The following is a 21,351-nucleotide window of genomic DNA, read 5'->3' as shown; positions in this document are numbered from 1 at the left end:
TACGCTTTTAATAAACGCGCTTGGCCGGTTCGATGTATTCCACACTCAAAGGTTTGGTGTGCACCGGTTTATAAGTTAAACGTTGGCCTTCGGCGAAATACAAGGTGTGTTTCATCCAGTTTTCATCATCGCGGTTGGGATGATCGTCAGAGGCATGCGCACCGCGCGATTCTTTGCGTGCTTCGGCAGAAACAAGGGTAGCCTGCGCCACTTCAATCAAATTATCCAATTCCAAAGCTTCTAAGCGGGCGGTGTTCCATACTTTGCTTTTGTCGGTGATTTCGGTTTTGGCAACACGTTCGGCGATTTCGCGAATGCGTTCCACGCCGTCTTGCAAGACTTTGTCGGTACGGAATACACCGGCATGGGATTGTACGCAACGCTGTAATTCAGTGCGTACATCATCTACTTTCTCGCCGTTGGTTTGATTTTCCAAGCGGTTTAAACGCGCTAAAGTTTTGGCAGAAGCATCTTCAGGCAATGGTTTGAGTTCGCCGTAATTTTTGATGAACTCAATCATGCTGTCGCCCGCGGCTTTACCGAATACCACCAAATCCAATAATGAATTTGTCCCAAGACGATTTGCACCGTGAACCGAAGCACATGCACATTCACCCGCAGCATAGAAACCTTTTACCACTGCTTCGGGATTACTGCCTTGCGGAGCAACCACTTCGCCGTGGTAGTTGGTGGGAATGCCGCCCATCATGTAGTGGCAAGTCGGTACAACGGGAATCGGGTCTTTAATCGGATCAACGCCGGCAAATTGGATCGCAATTTCACGAATGCCCGGCAGTTTTTCCATGATTTTTTCTGCACCCAAATGATCCAGTTTCAGCAATACATAATCTTTGTTTTTGCCGACGCCGCGACCCTCATGAATTTCCATTGCCATGGCGCGAGAAACCACATCACGGGAAGCCAAGTCTTTAACAGTGGGTGCGTAACGTTCCATGAAACGCTCGCCTTCGCTGTTAAGCAAGATACCGCCTTCACCGCGCACACCTTCGGTAATCAATACGCCCGCGCCGGCAACGCCGGTGGGGTGAAATTGCCAAAATTCCATATCTTCCAAAGGAATACCCGCACGCGCCGCCATGCCTAAACCGTCGCCGGTGTTCATGAACGCGTTGGTGGATGAGGCGTAGATACGACCTGCGCCGCCGGTCGCAAACAAAACTGCTTTGGCATGAAGAATATAGACGTCTCCGGTTTCCATTTCCATGGCAGTAACACCAATGACATCACCGTTTTCATCGCGAATTAAATCCAGTGCCATCCATTCTACGAAAAATTGAGTATTGGCACGGACATTTTGTTGGTACAAAGTGTGCAGCATGGCATGACCGGTACGGTCTGCTACGGCGCATGCACGTTCTACCGCACGTTTGCCATGTTCGGCAGTGTGTCCGCCAAACGGACGCTGATAAATTTTGCCTGATTCCACGCGGTCAAACGGCATGCCCATGTGTTCCAATTCGATGACGGCATCGGGTGCACGGCGGGTCATGAATTCAATGGCATCTTGATCGCCGAGCCAATCTGAACCTTTAACGGTGTCGTACATGTGCCAATCCCAGCGGTCTTCCTGCACATTACCCAAAGAGGCGGAGATGCCGCCTTGTGCCGCTACGGTGTGAGAACGAGTGGGGAATACTTTGGATAAAACAACGGTATTTAAGCCGGCTTTGGATAATTCCAATGCCGCGCGTAAACCGGCACCACCACCGCCAACGATAACAGCGTCAAAACGGCGAACGGGAAAATTCGTGGGAAAACTCATGCGACCCCCCAAATAACTTTAATCGAATAAATCAAACAGCCGAGCAGCCACAAAATAGTGGCAATGTGTAAGAACAAACGTTTGCCGAATGGTTTTATGTAGTCCATCCACAAATCACGAATACCCACCCAAGCGTGCAATATCAAAGCAATCACAGCAATTTGGGTTACCAAACGCACCCAAGTTTGTGCAAAAAATGCTTGCCATGCTTCATATGCAGATGGCATTAAGACAATGGCTGCCAACAAGAAAGCAGTGTACACCAGCATGACCACAGCAGTGATGCGCTGCATCGCCCAATCGCGCAGGCCGTAATGTGCGCCCGTTAATTTACGTTCACTCATAATAAGCATGCTCCTGCAATAAGAACAGTCAGCACAATGGCTGAAACAAAAACAATTTTAGATGTGGCGCGGGCAGTAGAGAGTTCTAAACCTTTGTGTACATCTAAAAACAGAAATCGGATACCGGCAAATGCGTGGTGCAAATACGCCCAGAGTAAACCGATTAGTATGATAATCACCAAAGGATTATGTACCCAAGTCTGATAAGTGTTGAATGCGGACTCATCAGATAAAGTGCCTGAAAACAGCCACAGAATGAGCGGAAGGAAAATAAACAACCCCACGCCGCTTGCCCTGTGCAAAATGGATACAATTGCCGGAATCGACAAGCGTATTTTTGCTATATCAAGGAATTTCGGCCTTCTTTTTTGCATTGCAGCTTCCCCTAAAAACGATGTTAGAGACATGAACCAAAATAAACAACGCAGCATACACTGAAGCTGCACGGCTGTTAATTTTACAACTTTTAACGGCGTTCAACAGAAAAATTTTAATATAACCGATAACAGCAGATTTATTAAATGGTTTTGCTGTGTATTTTAAGAAGGTGCAAACCAATTGGCCGTTATTTTTGGGTACACACTTTACTTTCAACAAAACGTTCAGCTAAGTCTTTTAACTCAAAGCGATCAAGGGCTGGTACGGGTTTGCTGTCAATAAGTGGTGCAAAATCCACTACTGTGTTCATATAGTGATGTCCGGCAACCCGCCACACAGAAGTCAATAATGAAACATGTGCGTAAGACGCATCGGTGGTGCGTTGCTGTTGTTCATCAAAATAGCGCAATGCGATGGTTTGAATGGGTGTGTTGGTATCAATGGCTGCCTGAAAAAGGGCTGCTTTAAACGGCAGAATACCTATGCCGTCGGAGGTTTTTGATTCGGGAAAAAAGGTAACGCTGCGATTACGCAGCAATGCTTGGGCAATGGCTTGATTAACGCTGTCGGTGTCTTTGCGAGAGGTTCTGTTGATAAACACGGTGTCAATGCGCCATGCCAGTTTGCCGATAATCGGCCAGCGGCGAATGGATTGTTTGGCGATAAAACCGCTGGGGTAAAGCGACATCAGCACAAAAACATCCAGCCAAGAAATGTGATTGGATACTGCCAAAATGGGGGTGGTAATGGAGGTGTTGTCTCTGCGGTTGATGTGTAACCGAATATCAAAAATTGCCAAAATTTCGTTGGCAATAGCGGCCAATGCGTCGTTACGTTCGGCAACAGACAAATCAGTGAAAGTATTGATGCGCCGATAAGTGCGGGCAAGCCAAGCGGGTAATTTTGCAAGGCGCAAGAGGCGTTTGTAAAAAGAAAGCGGTGTATATTGGGCAGAAGTCATTGTGTTGTTTTTCGGGTTAGTGCTGACAAACAGAACAGAAAAAAGTACTGCGCTGGGCAATAGTCGTTTTGGAAATGGGTGCGCCGCATTCGCGGCATGGTTCATTTGTGCGTCCATAAACGGCGTATTGTTGCTGAAAATAGCCACTTTTGCCATCAGAATTAACAAAATCGCGTAAAGTGCTGCCGCCGGCATTGATGGCACGGTGCAATACGTCTTTTATGGCGATAACCAGTTGTTCATATTCTTGAGGGTGCAATTGGTTGGCGGGTTTCATTGGGTGAATGCCGGCGTAAAACAGGCTTTCATTGGCATAAATATTGCCCACGCCAACGACAACGCGGTTATCCATAAGTGCCGATTTAACCGCACGGCTTTGTTTGGTTAACTGTGCTGCCAAATAGGCGGCATTAAAATTTTCGCTGAGGGGTTCGTGTCCCAAATGCCGTAACAATGAATGCTGTTCAGGGCTGCCTGAAAACCACAATAAAGCACCAAAACGGCGCGGATCGCGAAAGCGCAGTAATGTGTTGTCGTGGAAGACAAAATCAGCGTGGTCATGTTTTTCCGGCGGCGGGTGTTGTTCGGAAAAGACACGCAGACTGCCGGACATGCCCAAATGTATCATCAGGCAACCTGTTGATGTGTGAAACAACAAATATTTGGCGCGGCGCGAGATTGACAAAACCGTTTGTCCGCACAAATGCCGATGTAATTCCGGATCAACTGTTTGGCGTAATTTTGGCTGGCGCACCACTACCGATTGAAATATTTTGTGTTCAATATACGGCGCGATACCGCGGCGGGTTACTTCAATTTCAGGTAGCTCAGGCATAATGCTTTATGTTGTTTAATATTTTTGTTTTATGAAATATATTTTCAGGCAGCCGTCAATAGCACTTAATCTGCAGGGTCATTATAATAAACAGTTTCGTTGCAACGATAAAAAAATTTTACCAATATATCAAAATCCATGCTGAACACACAAAATATCATTTTTATTCACGGTCCTGCGGGTCGTCTGCAAACCATTTACATTGCCGCACAAGGCGAAGCGAAGGGTGTGGCGGTCATTAATCATCCCAATCCGCTGCAGGGCGGGACATTTATCAATAAAGTGATTCAAACTGCTGCCAAGGCATTGTCTTCATTGGGCTTTCATTGTTACTTGCCTAATTTGCGCGGTGTGGGTGAAAGTGAAGGGGAACATGATTTCGGTCGTGGTGAAACCGAGGATTGCTTGGCAGTGCTGCGGTTTGCGCAAACACAGCATCCTGATGTGTCGAAGCATGTTTTGGCGGGTTTCTCGTTTGGCGGTTATGTCGCCCTTTTTGCTGCCGAAAAAAGCCAACCCGATGCCTTATTGTTGCTGGGACCAGCTGTTGGTGTGTATCAACCCGATGCGCCGCTGTCATTCAATCCCAAACGTACTTTATTGATTCACGGTGAAACCGATAAAGTAGTGCCTTTGCAAAACTCACTGGATTGGGCGAATAAGCAAATCATGCCGATTGTGGTTGTTCCGCAAACAGGGCATTTTTTTCACGGTAAATTGATTGTTTTGCGTGAATGGATAGAAAAGTGTTTACCAGGCATCATTGGTATCTGAATTGAGCTGGTTTTTGGTTTGAAAATAATGCGTTGGTTTCATCTTATCTTGATTTTAAAATGATTGTTGCGGCTGGTTTTCAAAACCATGACTGCGTTTTTTATCCAATATTTTCAATATAATTGATACGTTGCGACTAAAACGCATTCTGTTTTTCAATCAAGCCTTTGCTTTATCATTCTTCCTTGTTGGTTAGAAACCCCGCCTTAAAGGGCGAGGTTGCGAGTGATGTGTGGTCTGGGCACGGTGAAAGCCGCGCCCAGACGCTGAATGACAACAACCTAAAGATTGGCAGCTACCTTTTCCTGCTTAAAATCTGCTTGATTTCACGGGCAGCAGACTGCGGGTTGTCGTGTCCGATAATCGCGGATACAACGGCAATGCCGGCGATTTTTAAATCAATAAATTGTCCGATATTTTGGGTGTTCAAACCGCCGATAAGCACAACGGGGAGATTGACTGCCGCTAAAATTCTTTTGATTTCTGAAACGGAAAGCACATTGGCATTTGACTTGGTGGGCGTGGCAAATACTGCGCCGACACCCAAGTAATCAGCACCGTCTTGCTGTGCTTTAATAGCTTGGGCAACGCAATGAACAGACACCCCCAGTATTTTGTCCGAACCAAGCAAAGCACGCACCTTGTCTGCGGGCAGGTCTTCTTGTCCGATGTGTACGCCGTCGGCATCTATTGCCAAAGCAATGTCCGCTCGATCATTGATAATGAGCGGTACATGATAGCGGCGGGTTAGCATGTGCAGTTCTTGTGCCAATTGATAAAATTCAGCCGATGAGCTGTTTTTTTCACGTAATTGCACCACCCCGACGCCGCCCAAAATGGCTTGTTCCACGGTTTCAGGCAGCATTTTTCCATTGAGTAATTGGCGGTCGGTTACCAAATACACAGAATAATCAGGCGTCATTGAATTTTGCCATTTTTACTAAAGTTTCTGTAGTCATCTGGCTTACGGCATCATGCAGGGCTGCGCGAAAACTGCCATTGCCCAGATGCCCTGCTTGTTTGTGTGCAATTTCTCCGGCGATGCCCATAACCAATAATGCCGCAACAGCCGAATCAAAAGGCAAATCAGGGTTTGCACCGCAAAAACTACCGATTAACGCAGTGCTCATGCAGCCCGTTCCTGTGATGTTTGCCATCATGGGATGCCCATTATGAATAAAAGCGGCTTGGATTTGGTCGGCAACAATATCGCAAGCACCGGTAATAACCGCTGTGCAATGGTGCGTTTTAGCGATGTTTTGAGCGATGGAAAGCGTTTGTTGCTTTGGGGTTATGTCGGCTTTACCGGCGTCCACACCGTAAATTTGGGCTTGTAACCCCGCCAGAAAGAGCATTTCCGAAATATTGCCGCGAATCACGGTGAATTGAATTTCAGACAGCAAGATTTGAACAGTATCACTGCGCAGATGTGATGCACCCGCGCCGACGGGGTCTAAAATAACCGGTATCTGTTTTTGATTGGCGGCTTTGCCCGCTTCAATCATGGCGGAAATGTGTATTTGATTGAGTGTGCCGATATTCAGCACAACCGCTTGGCTTAACTGGGCAATTTCTGCCACTTCGTTAATGTCGTCAGCCATAATGGGTGATGCGCCAATGGCAAGTGTGATGTTGGCACAGTCGTTTACGGTAACGTAATTGGTGATTTGATGTACCAGCGGGCATTTTTCTCTTAAATAATCAAGTGCTTGTTTGTATTTTCTCATGATGCTTCCTGTAATCCGTGTTGATATAAATCGTAAAAATGATTTGTGGGTCCATTGCCTTTACCCAGATTGAGCGCGTGTTCAATTGCGGTGGTGATATAGGATTTTGCGCGGGTAATCGCTTGTAAAATCGGCAAACCATTTGCTAAATTGGCGGCGATGGCGGAAGAGTAGGTGCAGCCTGTTCCGTGTGTGTTTTTGGTGTTGATGCGTGCTGATGAAAAATAATAAAAGCTTTTGCCGTCGTATAACACATCAATCGCATCACCTATTTTGTGCCCGCCTTTTACCAACACTGTTTTCGCACCCATTTGTTGAATGATTCGGGCAGCTTGTTCCATATCTTGTTGATGATTGATGGATATGCCTGAAATTTTTTCGGCTTCGGGAATATTGGGTGTTAATACGTCAGCAAGGGGAATGATTCTTTGAATCAGTGTGTTAACTGAAGATTCTTTCATCAGTGCACAACCGTTTTTTGCATACATTACCGGGTCCACCACAATGTTTTCAGGCAGCCAATTTGCCAGGCACTCCGCCACGGTAATCATAATTTCCGGTGTGGACAACATGCCGATTTTCACGGCTTCGGGAAAAATATCTTCAAACACGCAATCCATTTGTTTAGTGATAATATCTGTGTGAATATTTTGTATATCGGCAACGGTGCAGGTATTTTCAGCCACCACTGATGTAATCACGCTCATGCCGTATGTGCCGTGCGCTGAGAATGTTTTTAAATCTGCCTGAATACCGGCTCCGCCGCTGCAGTCGCTTCCCGCAATGGTTAATACTTTTTTTATCATCAAAATATCCTTAATTCTGCGTTATGCCAAAATAGGCTGCGCAAGGCAGTGATGATAAAAAATCAATAAACCATCGATAAAAAATAAAAACTCCGTGCTTTTGAAAATCATCAAAAGCACGGAGTTTCATCAGTTATCAACTGATTCATTAATCTCATCATGCTCCCTACGCTAGTATGAACTAACAGGTTCAAAGGGTCAGGTTTTACCTTCTCAACGCTTACGCGTTCCCCTGCATTTGCAGATAGTGATTATAGTAAAAAGTGGAGGTGATGCCAAATATTTAGATTTAATGATGTTGGAATAGTGATGCTGAAAAAATTGGTTTGCGGGTAAGCCAATGACAAAACAGCGAATTAACTATTGTACAATGAGTGCAATAGGTTTGAAGAACCCGATTTTATTTTTCAATGCTTGCGTATCTCTTTGCATTGAATTATGGTGATTACCGCAAAATGGTCAATATTTGGGTGGGTAAAACATGCAAGTTTGGCAAGAAATTGAGATTTTCTTGACGCACACACAGCAAAAAGGGGCATCGACACACACTTGCGCAGCATATCGGCGTGATTTGCGGCAATTGCAAAACAGGCTACCTGAAAGCACCGTTATTGCAGAGCTAACTGTATTGATGCTGACCGCTGTATTAAAAAAACTCAGTGCTGAAGGTCTTCAGGCAGCCAGTTTGGGACGAAAAATCAGCGCGTGGCGCGTATTTTTTGATTATTGGCTGCAGCAAGGCGTATTAACCGATAATCCTGCACGGCAGCTGAAAATCCCGAAAAAATCACAGCGTTTACCTAAAGCTGTTGCTGCCGAACCTTTAAATACATGGTTTGATCGCCCGAGTGATGACAACGCATTGGCATTGCGTGATCAGGCACTGTTTGAGTTGCTGTATGGCAGCGGCTTGCGTTTAAGCGAAGCCGCTAACTTAAATCTGGCTGATGTGATGCTGACGGAAGGTTGGGTGCGCGTGTTGGGTAAAGGCGGTAAACAACGGCATGTGCCGCTGGGGCAAACAAGCACGGTTGCTTTAAATGCCTATTTGCCGCATCGGCAAGCAACGGATAATGAAACAGCGGTATTTACCAACCGATTCGGTAAAAGGCTCAGTACGCGTCAGATTCAAAATCGGCTTAATTTATGGGCAAGTGAACGCGGTGCTGATCGCCATTTATCACCGCACATGCTGCGCCACAGCTTTGCCAGTCATTTACTGCAAAACGCAGGCGATATTCGCGCGATACAAGAGTTACTGGGACACAGCAGTTTAAGTACCACACAGCAATACACGGCTTTGGATTTTGATCATTTGGCAAGGGTTTATGATGAAGCCCACCCGCGAGCCAAACGCAAAGAAGAAAAAGAGAAATGAAGTTCTGGATTGTTATTCATCCTTTTTTGTGTTGAACCAAAACCAGCAGGTCGTTCGTTCAAAACTTCCCGCCGGTTGATTTACTCTGCCTTTAACGTTACCAAACCATTCAACACCTGATCCAGTCCGCCGAAAACGGAGATGCGGTCAATACGTTCCGCCACCCGTTCCAGCGTTTCCAGTTCTTTCAGACGCAGGGCGACAGGGTTGCCCTCCATCACTTTGGCGGTGTTCAACAGCGAGCGCGTTGCCGCGGTTTCTTCGCGTCGGCGGATGACATTGGCTTCCGCTGATTTTTCCGCTTCCACAACGCGGGCGAGGATGTTTTTCATCTCGCCCGGCAACACGATGTCGCGCACGCCGAGGCTGCTGACTTCAATGCCGAAACCGATCATCTTTGAGCGAATGTGCGCGGCAACCAGTTCGTCAATATCTTGTTTGTTTTCCAGAATCGCGTCAATGCTGCGTGTGCCGACGGCGGCGCGCAAACCGAACTGCAATTCGCGGTACAGGTAATCGACGGGTTTGCCTACCTGCGCGAAGGCGTGTTGCACATCTGTATAACGCCAGCTTGCAACGAGGTTGAGGCGCAGCCCCACGCGATCTTTGGTCAGGATTTCCTGCCCGCTGACTTCCATCACCTGCAAACGGGTATCGACCAGTTCCAGTTGAATATCTCGGTTGAACCGCCAGAAAGCGCGTGTTCCCGGTTGCAGCAATTCGCTGACGCGACCATTCACGCCAAGTATGCCGATGTGGTAGGCAGGCACTTGCGCAACCAGAATGCCCTCCAGCCCCGGCACGCGGGTTTTCATGTTGGCGGCGTTCAGGCGGGCAACCATCGGTGCGGGCAATTCCGCACCGGCGTCAAGGTCGAAACGCTCCAGATGATGCGTTTTCAAACCTTTCCAGATAAAGCGGCGCACGCCCGGTGCCAGCACTTCGACCAATACATCATTCTCGAAGCGCAAACCGGCTTCGTTGTCTTTCAGAATCATGCTGATAAAATGTTTTTCCGCTTCGGCGGGCTGATTTTTCAGCAGATAATCAACCACCGCCTCGGCAGGCATTATGGAATCCTGCGCACAAGTGGAGACTGCGGGCTTTCCGCCGAAAGGCAGAAGCCAGTAACGCCTCGGTTCCAGAATGGCGCGAAAATCGCCATCGCGGGTCAAGATACCTTTTTCATTTATGCGTACTACAAATTTTTGCCACATTTTTGTGCCCTTTATCAAGGTGCCGGCAGGGCACTGACCCAGCGGGCTTCCCATTCGACGCGGGCGGGGCGGGGTGAGGAGGAAGTCGGCGTTGCCCGTTTTCGTTCGGGCGATATTGTTGCCGCGAATGTCTAACTACATTGCAAACTTCCGTGCCTCAAACCGTGCCGCTTGCGCAGGCAGGGCGTCGGCCGGATCAGCGGCGGGGGGCTTGCGCCATCCGCAGCCAGCGGGTGTTACTTTACAATCGTCATTTACAGTGACATAGTTGGAGTGGGAGTCGAACCCACGACCTATCGGTTTCCAGTTTTGGAGCGGGAATCGAACCCGCCTTCATCAGTGATGAACTGATTGCCTGACCGCCAAGGCGTTCCAAATGGGGAACAAAGCGTTTTCAGCGGGCGGCATACGCGAACGTGACAGCAAAAACCGACTTTCGCGCACCGGCGGGGTGAGTAACCCCTGCCTGTAAGCCATGCTGAAAAACATTTTGCTCAGGGGGAACTATAGCAAAAGGCGTATTGATTGGTGTGGCATTTTTTAATAAATTGAAATTTAATTGGTTTTTGATTATTTGTGACAGCATTACGGTGAATGGTTCTGGTTGTTTGCTGGATTTGTGGATATGATTTTTTGTATAATTTAGATCAACAAGCCACATTTTTGTAACGAGAAATGGCATGAAAAAACCACTGTTGATCGGAATGGCTTGGCAAGCAGTTTCTTCACACCCGTTAGTATTAAAAAAATTAATTCAATTGGCAAATAAACAACCTCGCCGCAGAGCGATGAGGTGTTTGATGAAATAATTTCAGTTGCAAATCATTATAAAGTTTTTTATATTCCTCAAATCCCTGCTTTTGTACATAGCGACTGTAGGTATGCACCTATTCTCGAATGATATGCCGCAGAGCGGCAGGGAATATGACCCAAAGAGATTAAAACATTGCTTTTGCTATTAAGTGATTTAATGAACAAGCAGTAAATCGGTGTTGCCGCAATCAATTAAATTGTATGCGTTACTTAGAAAAATAAAAAACGAGCAAGACATTGAAATCTTAACCCGTTTTGTGTTTTGTCTGTTTATAAAAACAACAAAAATATTATGGCGGAGAATAAGGGATTCGAACCCTTGATACAGGTTTTGCCCGTATACTCCCTTAGCAGGGGAGCGCCTTCGACCACTCGGCCAATTCTCCGTTGAGAAGAGCGCACTATACAGAAACATTAAGTTTCCGTCAATAATTGTGAAACCGATTTTTTGATTTTCTTGACTCCCGAATTGCCGAATAAGATTTGATTTGTTAATCTTCGCTCATGTTTACATTTTCTACTTTCTTATCTGCCTGCATGCGTTTAAAACGCATCTTAGAAGCCGCGTTGTGTTGTGTTGTATTGTCTTCTTGTGCGGGGCATTCCAGTCCTGTTTCAGGCAGCTCAGAAGTGCCTGATGGTTATTACCGTGTGGTGAAAGGTGATACGCTTTATCAGATTAGTCGGCGTTTCAACCAAAATGTACAGACATTATCGCGCTGGAATCGTTTGAGTGATCCCGATAATTTGGAAGTAGGGCAGTTATTGAAAGTGAAAGCAGACGGGAACGGTAAAAATATTGAAAAAACAAAGACACCGACAAGCCAATCAACCGCTTCAGCAGCCAATACAGATACCAAGGAGCACGCCAACGCACAGTATCAATGGCCGGTTCGCGGTCAGATTCTTGCTTCGTTCAACGGGACAACGCAAAAGGGCATTGATATTGGCGGCACCCGCGGTACTCCCATTCATGCAGCGGCAGCGGGAACAGTGTTGTATGCGGGTGATGGCGTGCGCGGATATGGTAAGCTGATTTTATTGCGGCACAGCAAAACCGCACTCACGGCTTATGCACACAATGACAGTTTGAGTGTAAAAAAAGGTCAAGTTGTGAAAGCGGGGGATGTTATCGCCACCATGGGCAGCAGCGGTACACAAAACGTGAAGCTGCATTTTGAAATTCGGTTGAACGGCAATGCAGTCAATCCGGTGAATTATTTACCGTAATATTCGTTGGAAATCGGCGGCGAAAACAAAAATACTTGTTTGGTTTTCAAGCCGCTTGTTCCTGTTTAAGGTGTATCGGAATATTTCATGCGCCGCTGAATTCGGGCTGCATGACGTGCCAGCCCTGCCGGATAGCGTTGCTGATAACGGCGCGGATTTGGCAGCATCACTGCCAGCCGTGCTGCTTGCCGTTCATTTAATCCTGCGGCAGAAATGCCGTAATAATGACGTGCCGCCGCTTCCGCCCCAAAAATACCGCTGCCCCATTCGGCAACATTTAAATACACTTCTAAAATGCGTTTTTTGCTCCACATGGTTTCAATCATCACGGTAATCACGGCTTCTTGTGCCTTGCGGATATAGCTGCGCTCTGATGATAAAAATAAATTTTTTGCCAATTGCTGGCTAATGGTTGAACCGCCGCCACTTTTTTTATGCTGTAATTCATTTTCAACGGCTTGCTGTAAACTTTCCCAATCAAAACCGCTGTGTTCGACAAAGCGATCATCTTCGGCAGCAACCACGGCACGTTTTAGGTTTGCTGAAATATGTTCGTAGTCCACCCATTGCTGGGTAATCTTTGCTTCAGGATTTTTCTGTTGCAACACGGTTAATTGTGCTGCCATAAAGGCGGTTTCAGTCGGATTAAAAAAACGCCAGCACAGTACACAACCGAATATCCATGCCCAATACAACACGAATAAAGCAAGCAATATCCATGCAGTATTGCCGATGAGACGGCGAAAAGAAAACGTTGTTTTCATGATAATTTTTCAGGCAGCCTGTAATTTATTGGTGGGTTTTCTCATTTGGCAGCACCCTATTCAAAAAAATCGCCAGCAATGCACACAAGCCCACACCGGCGAATGCCATGCTGCCGAGTTTCACTGCCATGCCGCCCACGCCCACGGTTAATACCGAGCTGACAATAACCAAGTTCTTCGGATTCATTAAATCCACTTTGGCATCTATCAGTGTTTTTAAACCCAAAGAAGCAATTGTACCAAATAACAAAATCATAATACCGCCCATTACCGGCATGGGAATAGATGCCAAAAAAGCATTGAATTTGCCGAAAAACGCCATACAAATGGCAAACACTGCTGCCCATGTCATGATAACGGGATTGCTGTTTTTGGTAATCATCACCGCGCCCGTTACTTCGCCGTAGGTCGTTACCGGCGGACCACCGATTAAACCGGCAACGCACACGCCCAAGCCGTCGCCCGCCAGTGTTTTGTGTAACCCAGGGTCTTTGGTGTAATCAATGTCGGTTACTTTGCCGATTGCCATTACGCCGCCGATGTGTTCGATGGCGGGGGCGATGGCAACGGGCAGCATGAATAATGCAGCCTGCCAGTTTACTTGCGGTGCCACAAAGTGCGGCACGGCAAACCACGGAGCGGCGGCAATGGCGGCGGTGTCCACCATACCGAAAAACAATGCTGCCAAATAACCGGAAGCCACGCCGATTAAAATCGGAATGAGCTTCATCATTTTGCTGCCAAACACAGCCACAATCACGGTTACCGAGAAGGTAAAGCCCGATAACAGCAAAGAATGGGTGTAATCAACGACTTGGGTGTCGCCCGCTTTGCCCATTGCCATATTGCTTGCCACCACAGCCACAGACAAGCCAATGACCATAATCACGGGTCCGATGACCACGGGCGGCAACAGGCGATGCACGGCTTCCAGTCCGCGCCACTTCACCAGCAAGGCGAATAAAAAATACATGAAACCGGCGGCAAACAGACCAAAGCAGCGTGGCGGGCAAACCCCATTCTTGTATGGAATAGATAATTGGTGCGATAAATGCAAATGATGAACCCAAAAAAATCGGTACTTTGCGTTTGGTGGCTGCCTGAAACAGTAAAGTACCGATGCCTGCACCCAATAGTGCCAGAGCGGGGTTTAAGCCGGTGAGCAGCGGCACCAACACCATTGCGCCGAATGCCACAAACAAAATTTGTGCGCCGGCAATCGCAGTCTTGATTTGATGTCCCATGTGTTGTCTCTTAAATTTTGTTTAAAATGAAATTATGTATGCCGAATTTCCCAGCATTGATGAATTTTCTTATTGCGAAAATCATCCGGTACGGATTGGCGGTTGATGTTTTTTACAAAATAACGCTGATTTAAATGTTCTTCCAAGTAAAAGCCTTTTAAATTATTGGAAAAGAACAGAATGCCCTGCGGCGATAATAAACGCATTGCGCCGTCAATCAAGCGCACGTGATCGCGCTGCACATCTAAGATGTCGCGCATTTTTTTACTGTTGGAAAAACTGGGCGGATCCATGACGATTAAATCGAAAGTTTTGGTTTGTTCGGCTGCCTGAATCAAATAGGCAAATACATCGGCGCGTATCAATTGATGTTGGCTTTTATTGATGCCGTTTAAGGCAAAATTGCGCTGTGCCCAATCCAAATAGGTATTGGATAAATCCACGGTTTCGCTGGCTGCTGCGCCGCCGGTGGCGGCATAAACGCTGAAACTGCCGGTATAGGCAAACAGGTTTAAAAAGCGTTTTCCTTCAGCCGATTGCCCAATGCGCCTGCGGGTGTTGCGGTGATCCAAAAATAAGCCGGTATCCAGATATTTATCCAGATTAACCCAAAATTTGCGCCCGTTTTCGTGTACCACAAAATCTTCGCCGCTCTGACCTGTTTTTTCGTATTGCTCCTTGCCTTTTTGGCGGGCGCGGCGTTTTAGATGAATATGCTCTTTGGGAAATCCGCTGACAAAACAAACCGCATCAATCACTTGGTTTAGCCAGTGTTCGTATTCTTTTTCAGGCAGCAACCAACCGGTATCATATTCTTGCAGGTGAATGTGTTCACCGTATAAGTCAATGGCGAACGGAAATTGCGGTACATCGCGATCATAGAGCCGCCATACCTCTGTGTTTTCACGCTTTGCCCATTTGATTAAATGTTTGATGTTTTTACCCAAGCGGTTGGCAAAAGCGTCAATTTCGGTACTCATGGATTTTCAGTATCCAATAATAAGCGGGAAACAGCTTCCCCACGAACCAAATCACAATCCAAAATTTCCTGTAAATCAGCTTCATTGGCGTAGGTGTACCAACGGCCTTCAGGATAAATCACCAAAGCGGGTCCTTCTTGACATCTGCCCAAGCAGCCGCTTTGACTGATTCGCAATTTGCCGGGGCCAATCAGCCCCATGTTTTTGGCATGCCCGCGCAGAAAATCCAAGGCAGCATCGCCGGTGTGGTTGTCACCGCAACTTTTGCGGTTGGGGTCGTTGCGCTGATTGCAGCAAACGAATAAATGACGTTTGAAATAACTCACGAAAAAATCCTTATTTCAGGCAGCCTGAATGCGGTAATTCAATCAAAGGTTAATGAATGCGGGTGCGGATGCTGCGCTTTTATCGCCGACAGCATAGCAGGAAAATTTAAGTGAAATTGTTCGGCACATTCACGTGCGCGTTTTTTCAGTTTGTTCCAAGCCAATTGTGCGGGGGCAGTCTGAAATGCCAGCACAGCGGCGTTGCCGTGGGTTTCTGCGGGAACGGCAATAACGCGGTTATCAAACACACGGCGCAAACGGTCCATAAAAATAGGGTAGCGTTTATCGCCTTGCCACCAATTGGTAACAAAAATACCATTATCCCGCAAAGCGTGGCGGCAGTCGGCAAAAAAAGATTCGCTGACCAAGTCGTTGATAATTTGTTCACCGTCAAAACCGTCCACCAACACAATATCGGTATTGCCATGCAGTATTTTGATGTATTCTGCGCCGTCGTCTTCAATGATTTCAAATTGCTTGCTTTCATACGGCAATTCAAACAGGCTCTTTGCCACGTTAATGACTTGCGGGTTGATTTCTACAATGGTTTGTTTGGTTTGCGGCAAATATTCGTCTATCCAGCGCGCAAATGAACCGCCGCCTAAGCCGATTTGGGTAATGTGGTGCGGCATGTCATCAATAAATAATAACCACGCCATCATGGCGCGGCTGTAAGACAACACCAATTCGCTCGGGTTATCCAAATTCATTGAGCTTTGAATGGTGGGTGTGCCTAAATGTAAAGAGCGGATATTGCCTTCTTCGGAAATGCCGACTTCAGGAAGGGTAAAACGCGCAGGGCGCAGACGGCGGTAGGGGTGTCGCGGCATGGGGTGTCGGGGTATGTATGGTGTTTAATGCGAAAAACGCTTGTCTTATTTTTAATAAGACAAGCGAGTATTTTTGTTTTAGTTTATTTTTTTCAGGCGGTACATCGGTGCTAACTCACCTTCGGGTTCGCTGCCGTCCATATAATATTGAGTTAAATAGTTTTCACCAACAAAGTAAGGAACGATTTCTCTATCAATGGGCAGATTAATCATGTTGCCTTGTTTGTTCCAAGAAAAATTGCCTTTGGTGACAAATGGCTTACCGGGTTTCATGCCTTTCAGATAGGTTTGTGTCAGTACAAAGCTGCCGTTTTCGTTTAAGACCAGATTGGTTTCAATGCCGGCGCAATCGGCACAGGGCACCGTGCCGGTGTAGGTTCCCCACCAAGTGAGTGAATTTTGGGCATTGTGCCCATCGTTAATCATGGCGGGCGGTGTGGCTGCGGCTTTGCTGATAACAGGTGCAGATGATGTACCACATGCGCTCAACAACGCGATTGTTGCCAAAGCTGCAAAAATTTTATTTGTTTTCATAATATTATCCTCCTGATAATAATAAAGAGCAAATCCAATGCAAGACATTGGATTCAGACAATATGATAAAGATGTTTTTATAAAATCAATATCGACAAATCGGCAACTGTTGTTTACCGAGGCGGTATCTTACCTGAATCAGCCGATGCTTGCTTGCTGTATTTTATTGGCGTGGTTTGTTTGGCGGCTTTGTTTTCAGGCTGCCTGAAAGAAATCAGTTAATATCACAGCCACTTATTTCTGGAAAAATAAGTTAACAGCGACACCACTACGCTTGCCATCACCGCTAATATCAAAAAATAGCCGTAGTGCCAGTGTAATTCCGGCATATTGTCGAAATTCATACCGTAGATGCCGGTAATTACGGTGAGCGGCATAAACAAAATGGTAATCACGGTTAATACACGCATTTGTTTGTTGAGTCGATTGGATTGATACGATAAATGTACGTCCATCATGCTGACTACTGAATCGCGGGCAGTATCCACGGTTTCCAGTAATTGAATGCTGTGATCGTGGACATCGCGCAGATAAACTCGAGTGTTGGTGTTGAATGCGGCAAAATCGCCGCGCACCAATTGATTGAGCATTTCACGCTGGGGCAGCAAGCTGCGGCGCAAACGCATGGCTTCGCGCTTGAGTTTGTGGATTGCCAATAAAACATCATCGCTGTCTGACTTGAATAGGGTCTTGTCCAAATGTTCAGTGCGGTTGCTGAATTGGTTGATGACGGAAAAATAATCGTCAATTAAGCGGTCAATTAGGAAATAACATAAGCAATCAATGCCTTGATTGCGTGATTGCAAACGATTTTGTTGCAAGTTGTCGCGTACGGTGCTGAATAAACCCATGGGGCGTTGCTGGAAAGTGAGTAAAAACCCTTGTCCCATGATGATGTAGATTTGATCGGATTGAAGTTTTTTATTTTGGTATTCAAATGTTTGAAAAACCATAAACAAATAATCGCCGTAGTCCTCAATTTTGGCGCGCTGTCTGCGGCTCAAAATATCTTCTATCACCAAATCATGAATACCGAATGGTTTGAGCAAATTGTGTAAGCTGTCGGCGTTATTGATGCCAATGGCGCGCAGCCACATCAATTCAGTGCTGTCGCTTGGCGGTGAAATGGCATCGGGCAGTTTGTTGGTATATTCCTGCCGATGAAAGCTGTCAGCATTGTAGCGGACAATATTCAAGGAACGCTTCGGTGAATTGGCAGTGCTGCTGCGCACAAATTCTTCGGGTTGGCTGATGTTGTTGAGCGATAAATCGCCGTTATTGTCGTTGGTATTCATGCGGGTAGTACGTGTAGTTGGAAAGATTGACCGATTTTTTGCCACAATATTGATTCCTGTGCCAAAGCAGCGGCGGTAAGCGGATGGTGGTGCAGCCAGTCGGCATCCAATGTTAATGTGGTTTGATGTTTGTTTTGATTGTATTGCAAGGCAAATTGTTCGGGCAGTGCAACATCTTGGCGGGAGCGGCAGAAGAGTGCGGCAAGGCGCAGTGAAATGATTGGCAGCCACAATTCCGATTCGCCGATTCGGGTATCAAATTTGCGCAAATCACCGCGATGCCCCAGCACTAAGGTTGCCAGTATTTGTTGTTCTTTGCGGGAAAACCCCGGCATGTCTGCTTCTTCCAGAATATAAGCACCGTGTTTATGGTAACCGGTGTGTGCGATGGATAAACCGATTTCATGTAAAGCTGCCGCCCATGCAGTATTTTGGCGTTGGACTGAAAAATCATTCAGCGGCGAATGCTGCTGCAATGCCATTAAAAATTGGTCTGCTAAATGCGCCGCACGCTGTGCTTGATGAAGATCAACATGATAGCGTTTTTGAAAGTCGGCAATGGTTTGGCTGCGCATGTCGTCGCCCAGCTGGCGGCCAATCATGTCGTACAACACGCCGTCGCGCAAAGCCGCATCGGTAACGGTCATGAAGTCAATGTTCAATTCTTCAAAAGCGGCAGTCATGATTGCCAAACCGCCCAAAAATACTTCAACACGATCGGGTTTTAAGCCGCTGAAGTTATTTTTTTTGATGTTGCCGCTGTGAATCAGTGAACCGGCGATGTATTGCATTTGTTGAGCGGTAATGCCGTTGATGGCGTGGTTGTTTTCGGTAATAACATCACGAATAGAACGTGCACTGCCGGAAGTACCAATGGCGGTTTGCCAGCTGATGCGCTTTAAATCAGGCGTGATGCGCTGAATTTCGATGCGGGCGGCATTGACGGCTGCCTGAAAATTTTTAGCATTGACTTTGCCTTTTGGGAAAAAGCGCAAGCTGTAGGTAACACAGCCCAAATTCAGGCTTTCCGTGATGTCGGGTTGCAGCGCACTGCCAATGACAAATTCGGTAGAACCGCCGCCAATATCAATGACCAGCATGTTTTTACCGTTTGGCGGCAAAGTATGCACCACGCCAGTGTAAATCAGCCGAGCTTCTTCACGTCCCGCAATGATTTCAATAGGAAAACCCAGTGCGGCTTCGGCGCGGGCGGCAAATTCATCAATATTTTTTGCCACACGGAAAGTATTGGTGGCAACCGCGCGGACTTGTTTGGGGTTGAACCCGCGCAAACGCTGCCCGAATTGTGCCAAACACGTTAAAGCACGCTGCTGGCTGGATGCGTCAAGATTTTTGTGTTCGTCCAGACCGGCAGCCAAACGCACCATTTCTTTTATAGAATCAACGATTTGTAATATTCCGTTGTGATTAATGCAAATTTGCAGTCGGAAGCTGTTGGAGCCTAAGTCCACGGTGGCGAGCATATTTGACGAAGTCATTTGGATTAACGATGCAGAAAGTAAAAAAATTTCCGAATATTACCGCAGACGCTCGGTGTCTGTCATAAAAAGCGGTTTTTGAATCAGACCAACAGCATTTACTTTTGGGCTGTCCTAGATAACATTGATTTTTGGATTTTTGGAAAAAGAAAAGAGTAATGGATGCACAAGGCCACAAACAAAAGACGGCGGCGCGAGCAGTGAGGTTGAACCACCGCCCGCGCCCCTAGCAGTCTAGGCATACATCGGAAAGCCGCCACCTCTAGAGGCGGCGAGATTGTACACCAACGTAGGACAACAACACCATGCAATATCGCTGTAACCAATGTAATAAGTTATTGACCGTCGACATCGGCAATATCGAAACTAAATGCCAGCACTGCAAGATGACCAATCAATACCAATCGTTAACAACCCAACCTAATGCCCTCAAGCGTCTTAGCCAACGCAAAGGACAATATGGATGGATACCCAAGCACACAACCCTTCAAATAGACCCACCCCAGCCTCCGCGTGGGCGAATAAGAAACATCCTTATTCACCCCCCCGACATTCCAATCTTTGTACCGTCCGCAAAAACAATCATTTCTGGCACAAACTGAGTTTTAAACTTTCCGTCTTTCAAGTTTGCCAGCTCTCTATCATTGTCCATAAACTGATTATAACTGCGTCGTCCTGTCCATGTGGTGGTTGTATCGGCCTTGATGCCATCGGTAAACTTAAAAGTTATCGCTCCTATTTCCTTATCGAACATGTCGATAAATTTTAGTTCGCCAGAAACGCCCGTTATCTCTTTTTTCCCTTTGTTCTGTAGAGCGATTTCAAAATATAGGCGATCTTCAAATTCAAATTTTCCTTTTTCAAGGCCATGCTTCACCAGCGTTACAACGAGTGTCTCATCAATCTGACGCTGTAGCGCGGCTTTTTCCTGCAACACTGTTTCTTTTAGGGCTTTTTCCTCAGCCGCTTTTCTTTCTTGCTCAGCAACCCATTGTTTTTGATTGTTGATAGCTGATCCAATGGTTGTGCCAACGGGTACGCCCTCACCACCAAAGGCTTGCGCCATCGTTACTCTGAGGATGTAATCGACCAATAGCTTTTTGTCTTCATCGGGTAACTTTTCCACGCTGGCTTTAAGTTCTTTTTCCCAATTCGCCGTGTTCTGCGGGATAACAACGCTTTTGGGATCGCTGCATCCAAACAAGACTAACGTAAAAAACAGGATCGGCCAATGTTTCATTTCCATATCTACATCTACATCTACTCCCTAAAATAACTTGTTTAGGGATTATTTAACAATTTATTTACAATGTCAAATATTCTTGCAGGGCAATCGCATGAAAAATTTTCTCTCACCATTTTAATCAATTAAGCCATAGTGTATTATTTTCCATAAATTATTCTCATCAGAAAGAAACTCATCATAGAAAAAACAGATAATTTGTTGGATTTATTGGTAAAGATTAAAGATCCACGCGGAAAACACAAAATTGCTTACTCGTTGCCTGCCATTTTAACCATTGCCATATGATGTGCCTCGTTGGCAGGTGCGGATACTTTTGTTGAGATGGAGCAATGGGCAAAAGAAAAAATTGAATGGTTTCAGAAGTTAATTCCTTCTTTACCCTGCATT

Annotated in this window: 20 protein-coding genes, 2 tRNA genes, 1 pseudogene and 1 riboswitch; of the genes and pseudogenes, 3 read left to right on the top strand and 20 right to left on the bottom strand. The window is 46.4% G+C overall.

Annotated elements, in window-relative coordinates:
• Positions 1-7: 7 nt before the first annotated feature.
• The 5 genes from sdhA to mutM all read right to left on the bottom strand — a co-directional run bounded on the left by sdhA (position 8) and on the right by mutM (position 4,301).
• On the bottom strand, positions 8-1,783 hold the full coding sequence (gene sdhA / locus Q384_RS12070; RefSeq protein WP_037588596.1) for a succinate dehydrogenase flavoprotein subunit: 1,776 nt from the start codon (positions 1,781-1,783) through the stop codon (positions 8-10).
• The gene (sdhD, locus tag Q384_RS12065; protein WP_037588593.1) at positions 1,780-2,127 is read right to left on the bottom strand and encodes a succinate dehydrogenase, hydrophobic membrane anchor protein; all 348 of its coding nucleotides are present in this window, start codon (positions 2,125-2,127) and stop codon (positions 1,780-1,782) included. Before sdhD ends, sdhA begins: the two co-directional genes overlap by 4 nt.
• Positions 2,124-2,501: a succinate dehydrogenase, cytochrome b556 subunit gene (sdhC, locus tag Q384_RS12060; RefSeq protein WP_037588591.1), complete on the bottom strand. Its 378-nt coding sequence runs from the start codon at positions 2,499-2,501 to the stop codon at positions 2,124-2,126. The genes sdhD and sdhC overlap by 4 nt, the downstream gene beginning before the upstream one ends.
• Positions 2,502-2,692: 191 nt before the next feature.
• Positions 2,693-3,466 (bottom strand): lysophospholipid acyltransferase family protein, encoded by a 774-nt coding sequence (locus Q384_RS12055; protein ID WP_037588589.1) that lies wholly within the window; start codon positions 3,464-3,466, stop codon positions 2,693-2,695.
• A 16-nt stretch (positions 3,467-3,482) separates the two neighbouring features.
• Positions 3,483-4,301 (bottom strand): bifunctional DNA-formamidopyrimidine glycosylase/DNA-(apurinic or apyrimidinic site) lyase, encoded by an 819-nt coding sequence (gene mutM, locus Q384_RS12050; RefSeq protein ID WP_037588587.1) that lies wholly within the window; start codon positions 4,299-4,301, stop codon positions 3,483-3,485.
• A gap of 138 nt (positions 4,302-4,439) precedes the next feature.
• Between mutM and Q384_RS12045 the strand changes: the two genes are divergently transcribed.
• A complete protein-coding gene (locus Q384_RS12045) occupies positions 4,440-5,075 on the top strand; it encodes an alpha/beta hydrolase (RefSeq protein ID WP_037588585.1) in 636 nt (211 codons plus the stop codon).
• A 295-nt stretch (positions 5,076-5,370) separates the two neighbouring features.
• On the opposite strand, the gene thiE is transcribed toward Q384_RS12045, so the two are convergent.
• The 3 genes from thiE to thiD are packed head-to-tail and all read right to left on the bottom strand — an operon-like array spanning position 5,371 to position 7,608.
• Positions 5,371-5,997 (bottom strand): thiamine phosphate synthase, encoded by a 627-nt coding sequence (thiE, locus tag Q384_RS12040; protein ID WP_037588583.1) that lies wholly within the window; start codon positions 5,995-5,997, stop codon positions 5,371-5,373.
• On the bottom strand, positions 5,987-6,802 hold the full coding sequence (thiM, locus tag Q384_RS12035; RefSeq protein WP_037588581.1) for a hydroxyethylthiazole kinase: 816 nt from the start codon (positions 6,800-6,802) through the stop codon (positions 5,987-5,989). Before thiM ends, thiE begins: the two co-directional genes overlap by 11 nt.
• On the bottom strand, positions 6,799-7,608 hold the full coding sequence (gene thiD / locus Q384_RS12030) for a bifunctional hydroxymethylpyrimidine kinase/phosphomethylpyrimidine kinase (protein ID WP_211251118.1): 810 nt from the start codon (positions 7,606-7,608) through the stop codon (positions 6,799-6,801). The genes thiM and thiD overlap by 4 nt, the downstream gene beginning before the upstream one ends.
• Before the next feature lie 146 nt (positions 7,609-7,754).
• Positions 7,755-7,852: riboswitch (TPP riboswitch) on the bottom strand.
• Between the two features lie 237 nt (positions 7,853-8,089).
• Between thiD and Q384_RS12025 the strand changes: the two genes are divergently transcribed.
• A complete protein-coding gene (locus tag Q384_RS12025) occupies positions 8,090-8,986 on the top strand; it encodes a tyrosine-type recombinase/integrase (RefSeq protein ID WP_051941020.1) in 897 nt (298 codons plus the stop codon).
• Positions 8,987-9,066: 80 nt separating this feature from the next.
• On the opposite strand, the gene Q384_RS12020 is transcribed toward Q384_RS12025, so the two are convergent.
• The 3 genes from Q384_RS12020 to Q384_RS12015 all read right to left on the bottom strand — a co-directional run bounded on the left by Q384_RS12020 (position 9,067) and on the right by Q384_RS12015 (position 11,402).
• Complete coding sequence (locus tag Q384_RS12020; RefSeq protein ID WP_037588661.1) at positions 9,067-10,203, bottom strand: slipin family protein; 1,137 nt, start codon at positions 10,201-10,203, stop codon at positions 9,067-9,069.
• A 265-nt stretch (positions 10,204-10,468) separates the two neighbouring features.
• Positions 10,469-10,581: transfer RNA gene (locus Q384_RS13565), tRNA-OTHER, on the bottom strand.
• Between the two features lie 728 nt (positions 10,582-11,309).
• Positions 11,310-11,402: transfer RNA gene (locus tag Q384_RS12015), tRNA-Ser, on the bottom strand.
• A 118-nt stretch (positions 11,403-11,520) separates the two neighbouring features.
• On the opposite strand from Q384_RS12015, the gene Q384_RS12010 reads away from it, so the two are divergent.
• Positions 11,521-12,246 (top strand): M23 family metallopeptidase, encoded by a 726-nt coding sequence (locus Q384_RS12010; RefSeq protein ID WP_037588579.1) that lies wholly within the window; start codon positions 11,521-11,523, stop codon positions 12,244-12,246.
• 65 nt (positions 12,247-12,311) lie between these two features.
• Here Q384_RS12010 and mtgA read toward each other — a convergent pair whose 3' ends face one another.
• The 9 genes and pseudogenes from mtgA to Q384_RS11965 all read right to left on the bottom strand — a co-directional run bounded on the left by mtgA (position 12,312) and on the right by Q384_RS11965 (position 20,958).
• Positions 12,312-13,010 (bottom strand): monofunctional biosynthetic peptidoglycan transglycosylase, encoded by a 699-nt coding sequence (gene mtgA, locus Q384_RS12005; protein WP_037588577.1) that lies wholly within the window; start codon positions 13,008-13,010, stop codon positions 12,312-12,314.
• A 25-nt stretch (positions 13,011-13,035) separates the two neighbouring features.
• Positions 13,036-14,254 (bottom strand): annotated as a pseudogene (locus Q384_RS12000) (uracil-xanthine permease family protein).
• A gap of 32 nt (positions 14,255-14,286) precedes the next feature.
• Positions 14,287-15,234 (bottom strand): class I SAM-dependent methyltransferase, encoded by a 948-nt coding sequence (locus Q384_RS11995; RefSeq protein ID WP_037588575.1) that lies wholly within the window; start codon positions 15,232-15,234, stop codon positions 14,287-14,289.
• Positions 15,231-15,560 carry a (2Fe-2S) ferredoxin domain-containing protein gene (locus tag Q384_RS11990; RefSeq protein ID WP_037588573.1) on the bottom strand — a complete coding sequence of 110 codons (330 nt, stop codon included), beginning with the start codon at positions 15,558-15,560 and terminating at the stop codon, positions 15,231-15,233. The genes Q384_RS11995 and Q384_RS11990 overlap by 4 nt, the downstream gene beginning before the upstream one ends.
• A 38-nt stretch (positions 15,561-15,598) precedes the next feature.
• A complete protein-coding gene (locus Q384_RS11985) occupies positions 15,599-16,390 on the bottom strand; it encodes a polyamine aminopropyltransferase (RefSeq protein WP_037588571.1) in 792 nt (263 codons plus the stop codon).
• A gap of 78 nt (positions 16,391-16,468) precedes the next feature.
• On the bottom strand, positions 16,469-16,924 hold the full coding sequence (locus Q384_RS11980; RefSeq protein ID WP_037588569.1) for a copper resistance protein NlpE: 456 nt from the start codon (positions 16,922-16,924) through the stop codon (positions 16,469-16,471).
• A gap of 224 nt (positions 16,925-17,148) precedes the next feature.
• Complete coding sequence (corA, locus tag Q384_RS11975) at positions 17,149-18,219, bottom strand: magnesium/cobalt transporter CorA (RefSeq protein ID WP_037588567.1); 1,071 nt, start codon at positions 18,217-18,219, stop codon at positions 17,149-17,151.
• Positions 18,216-19,718, bottom strand: a complete 1,503-nt coding sequence (gene ppx / locus Q384_RS11970; RefSeq protein ID WP_037588565.1) for an exopolyphosphatase — start codon at positions 19,716-19,718, stop codon at positions 18,216-18,218. Before ppx ends, corA begins: the two co-directional genes overlap by 4 nt.
• Positions 19,719-20,256: 538 nt before the next feature.
• Positions 20,257-20,958, bottom strand: a complete 702-nt coding sequence (locus tag Q384_RS11965) for a hypothetical protein (RefSeq protein ID WP_211251117.1) — start codon at positions 20,956-20,958, stop codon at positions 20,257-20,259.
• Positions 20,959-21,351: the final 393 nt, after the last annotated feature.

The organism is Stenoxybacter acetivorans DSM 19021 (assembly GCF_000745895.1).
Classification (GTDB): Bacteria; Pseudomonadota; Gammaproteobacteria; order Burkholderiales; family Neisseriaceae; genus Stenoxybacter; species Stenoxybacter acetivorans.
The sequence above is the reverse complement of the archived record's forward strand: the minus strand, read 5'-3'. Positions and strand labels throughout refer to the sequence as shown.

Coding starts and splice junctions, on each gene's coding strand:
- thiD (WP_211251118.1), bottom strand. CDS start 7,608: ATGATAAAAAAAGTATTAACCATTGCGGGAAGCGACTGCAGCGGCGGA.
- sdhA (WP_037588596.1), bottom strand. CDS start 1,783: ATGAGTTTTCCCACGAATTTTCCCGTTCGCCGTTTTGACGCTGTTATC.
- mutM (WP_037588587.1), bottom strand. CDS start 4,301: ATGCCTGAGCTACCTGAAATTGAAGTAACCCGCCGCGGTATCGCGCCG.
- thiE (WP_037588583.1), bottom strand. CDS start 5,997: ATGACGCCTGATTATTCTGTGTATTTGGTAACCGACCGCCAATTACTC.
- thiM (WP_037588581.1), bottom strand. CDS start 6,802: ATGAGAAAATACAAACAAGCACTTGATTATTTAAGAGAAAAATGCCCG.
- Q384_RS11965 (WP_211251117.1), bottom strand. CDS start 20,958: ATGAAACATTGGCCGATCCTGTTTTTTACGTTAGTCTTGTTTGGATGC.
- Q384_RS12020 (WP_037588661.1), bottom strand. CDS start 10,203: ATGTGGCAAAAATTTGTAGTACGCATAAATGAAAAAGGTATCTTGACC.
- Q384_RS12025 (WP_051941020.1), top strand. CDS start 8,090: ATGCAAGTTTGGCAAGAAATTGAGATTTTCTTGACGCACACACAGCAA.
- Q384_RS11980 (WP_037588569.1), bottom strand. CDS start 16,924: ATGAAAACAAATAAAATTTTTGCAGCTTTGGCAACAATCGCGTTGTTG.
- Q384_RS11995 (WP_037588575.1), bottom strand. CDS start 15,234: ATGAGTACCGAAATTGACGCTTTTGCCAACCGCTTGGGTAAAAACATC.
- mtgA (WP_037588577.1), bottom strand. CDS start 13,010: ATGAAAACAACGTTTTCTTTTCGCCGTCTCATCGGCAATACTGCATGG.
- sdhD (WP_037588593.1), bottom strand. CDS start 2,127: ATGAGTGAACGTAAATTAACGGGCGCACATTACGGCCTGCGCGATTGG.
- corA (WP_037588567.1), bottom strand. CDS start 18,219: ATGAATACCAACGACAATAACGGCGATTTATCGCTCAACAACATCAGC.
- Q384_RS12010 (WP_037588579.1), top strand. CDS start 11,521: ATGTTTACATTTTCTACTTTCTTATCTGCCTGCATGCGTTTAAAACGC.
- ppx (WP_037588565.1), bottom strand. CDS start 19,718: ATGACTTCGTCAAATATGCTCGCCACCGTGGACTTAGGCTCCAACAGC.
- Q384_RS12045 (WP_037588585.1), top strand. CDS start 4,440: ATGCTGAACACACAAAATATCATTTTTATTCACGGTCCTGCGGGTCGT.
- sdhC (WP_037588591.1), bottom strand. CDS start 2,501: ATGCAAAAAAGAAGGCCGAAATTCCTTGATATAGCAAAAATACGCTTG.
- Q384_RS12055 (WP_037588589.1), bottom strand. CDS start 3,466: ATGACTTCTGCCCAATATACACCGCTTTCTTTTTACAAACGCCTCTTG.
- Q384_RS11985 (WP_037588571.1), bottom strand. CDS start 16,390: ATGCCGCGACACCCCTACCGCCGTCTGCGCCCTGCGCGTTTTACCCTT.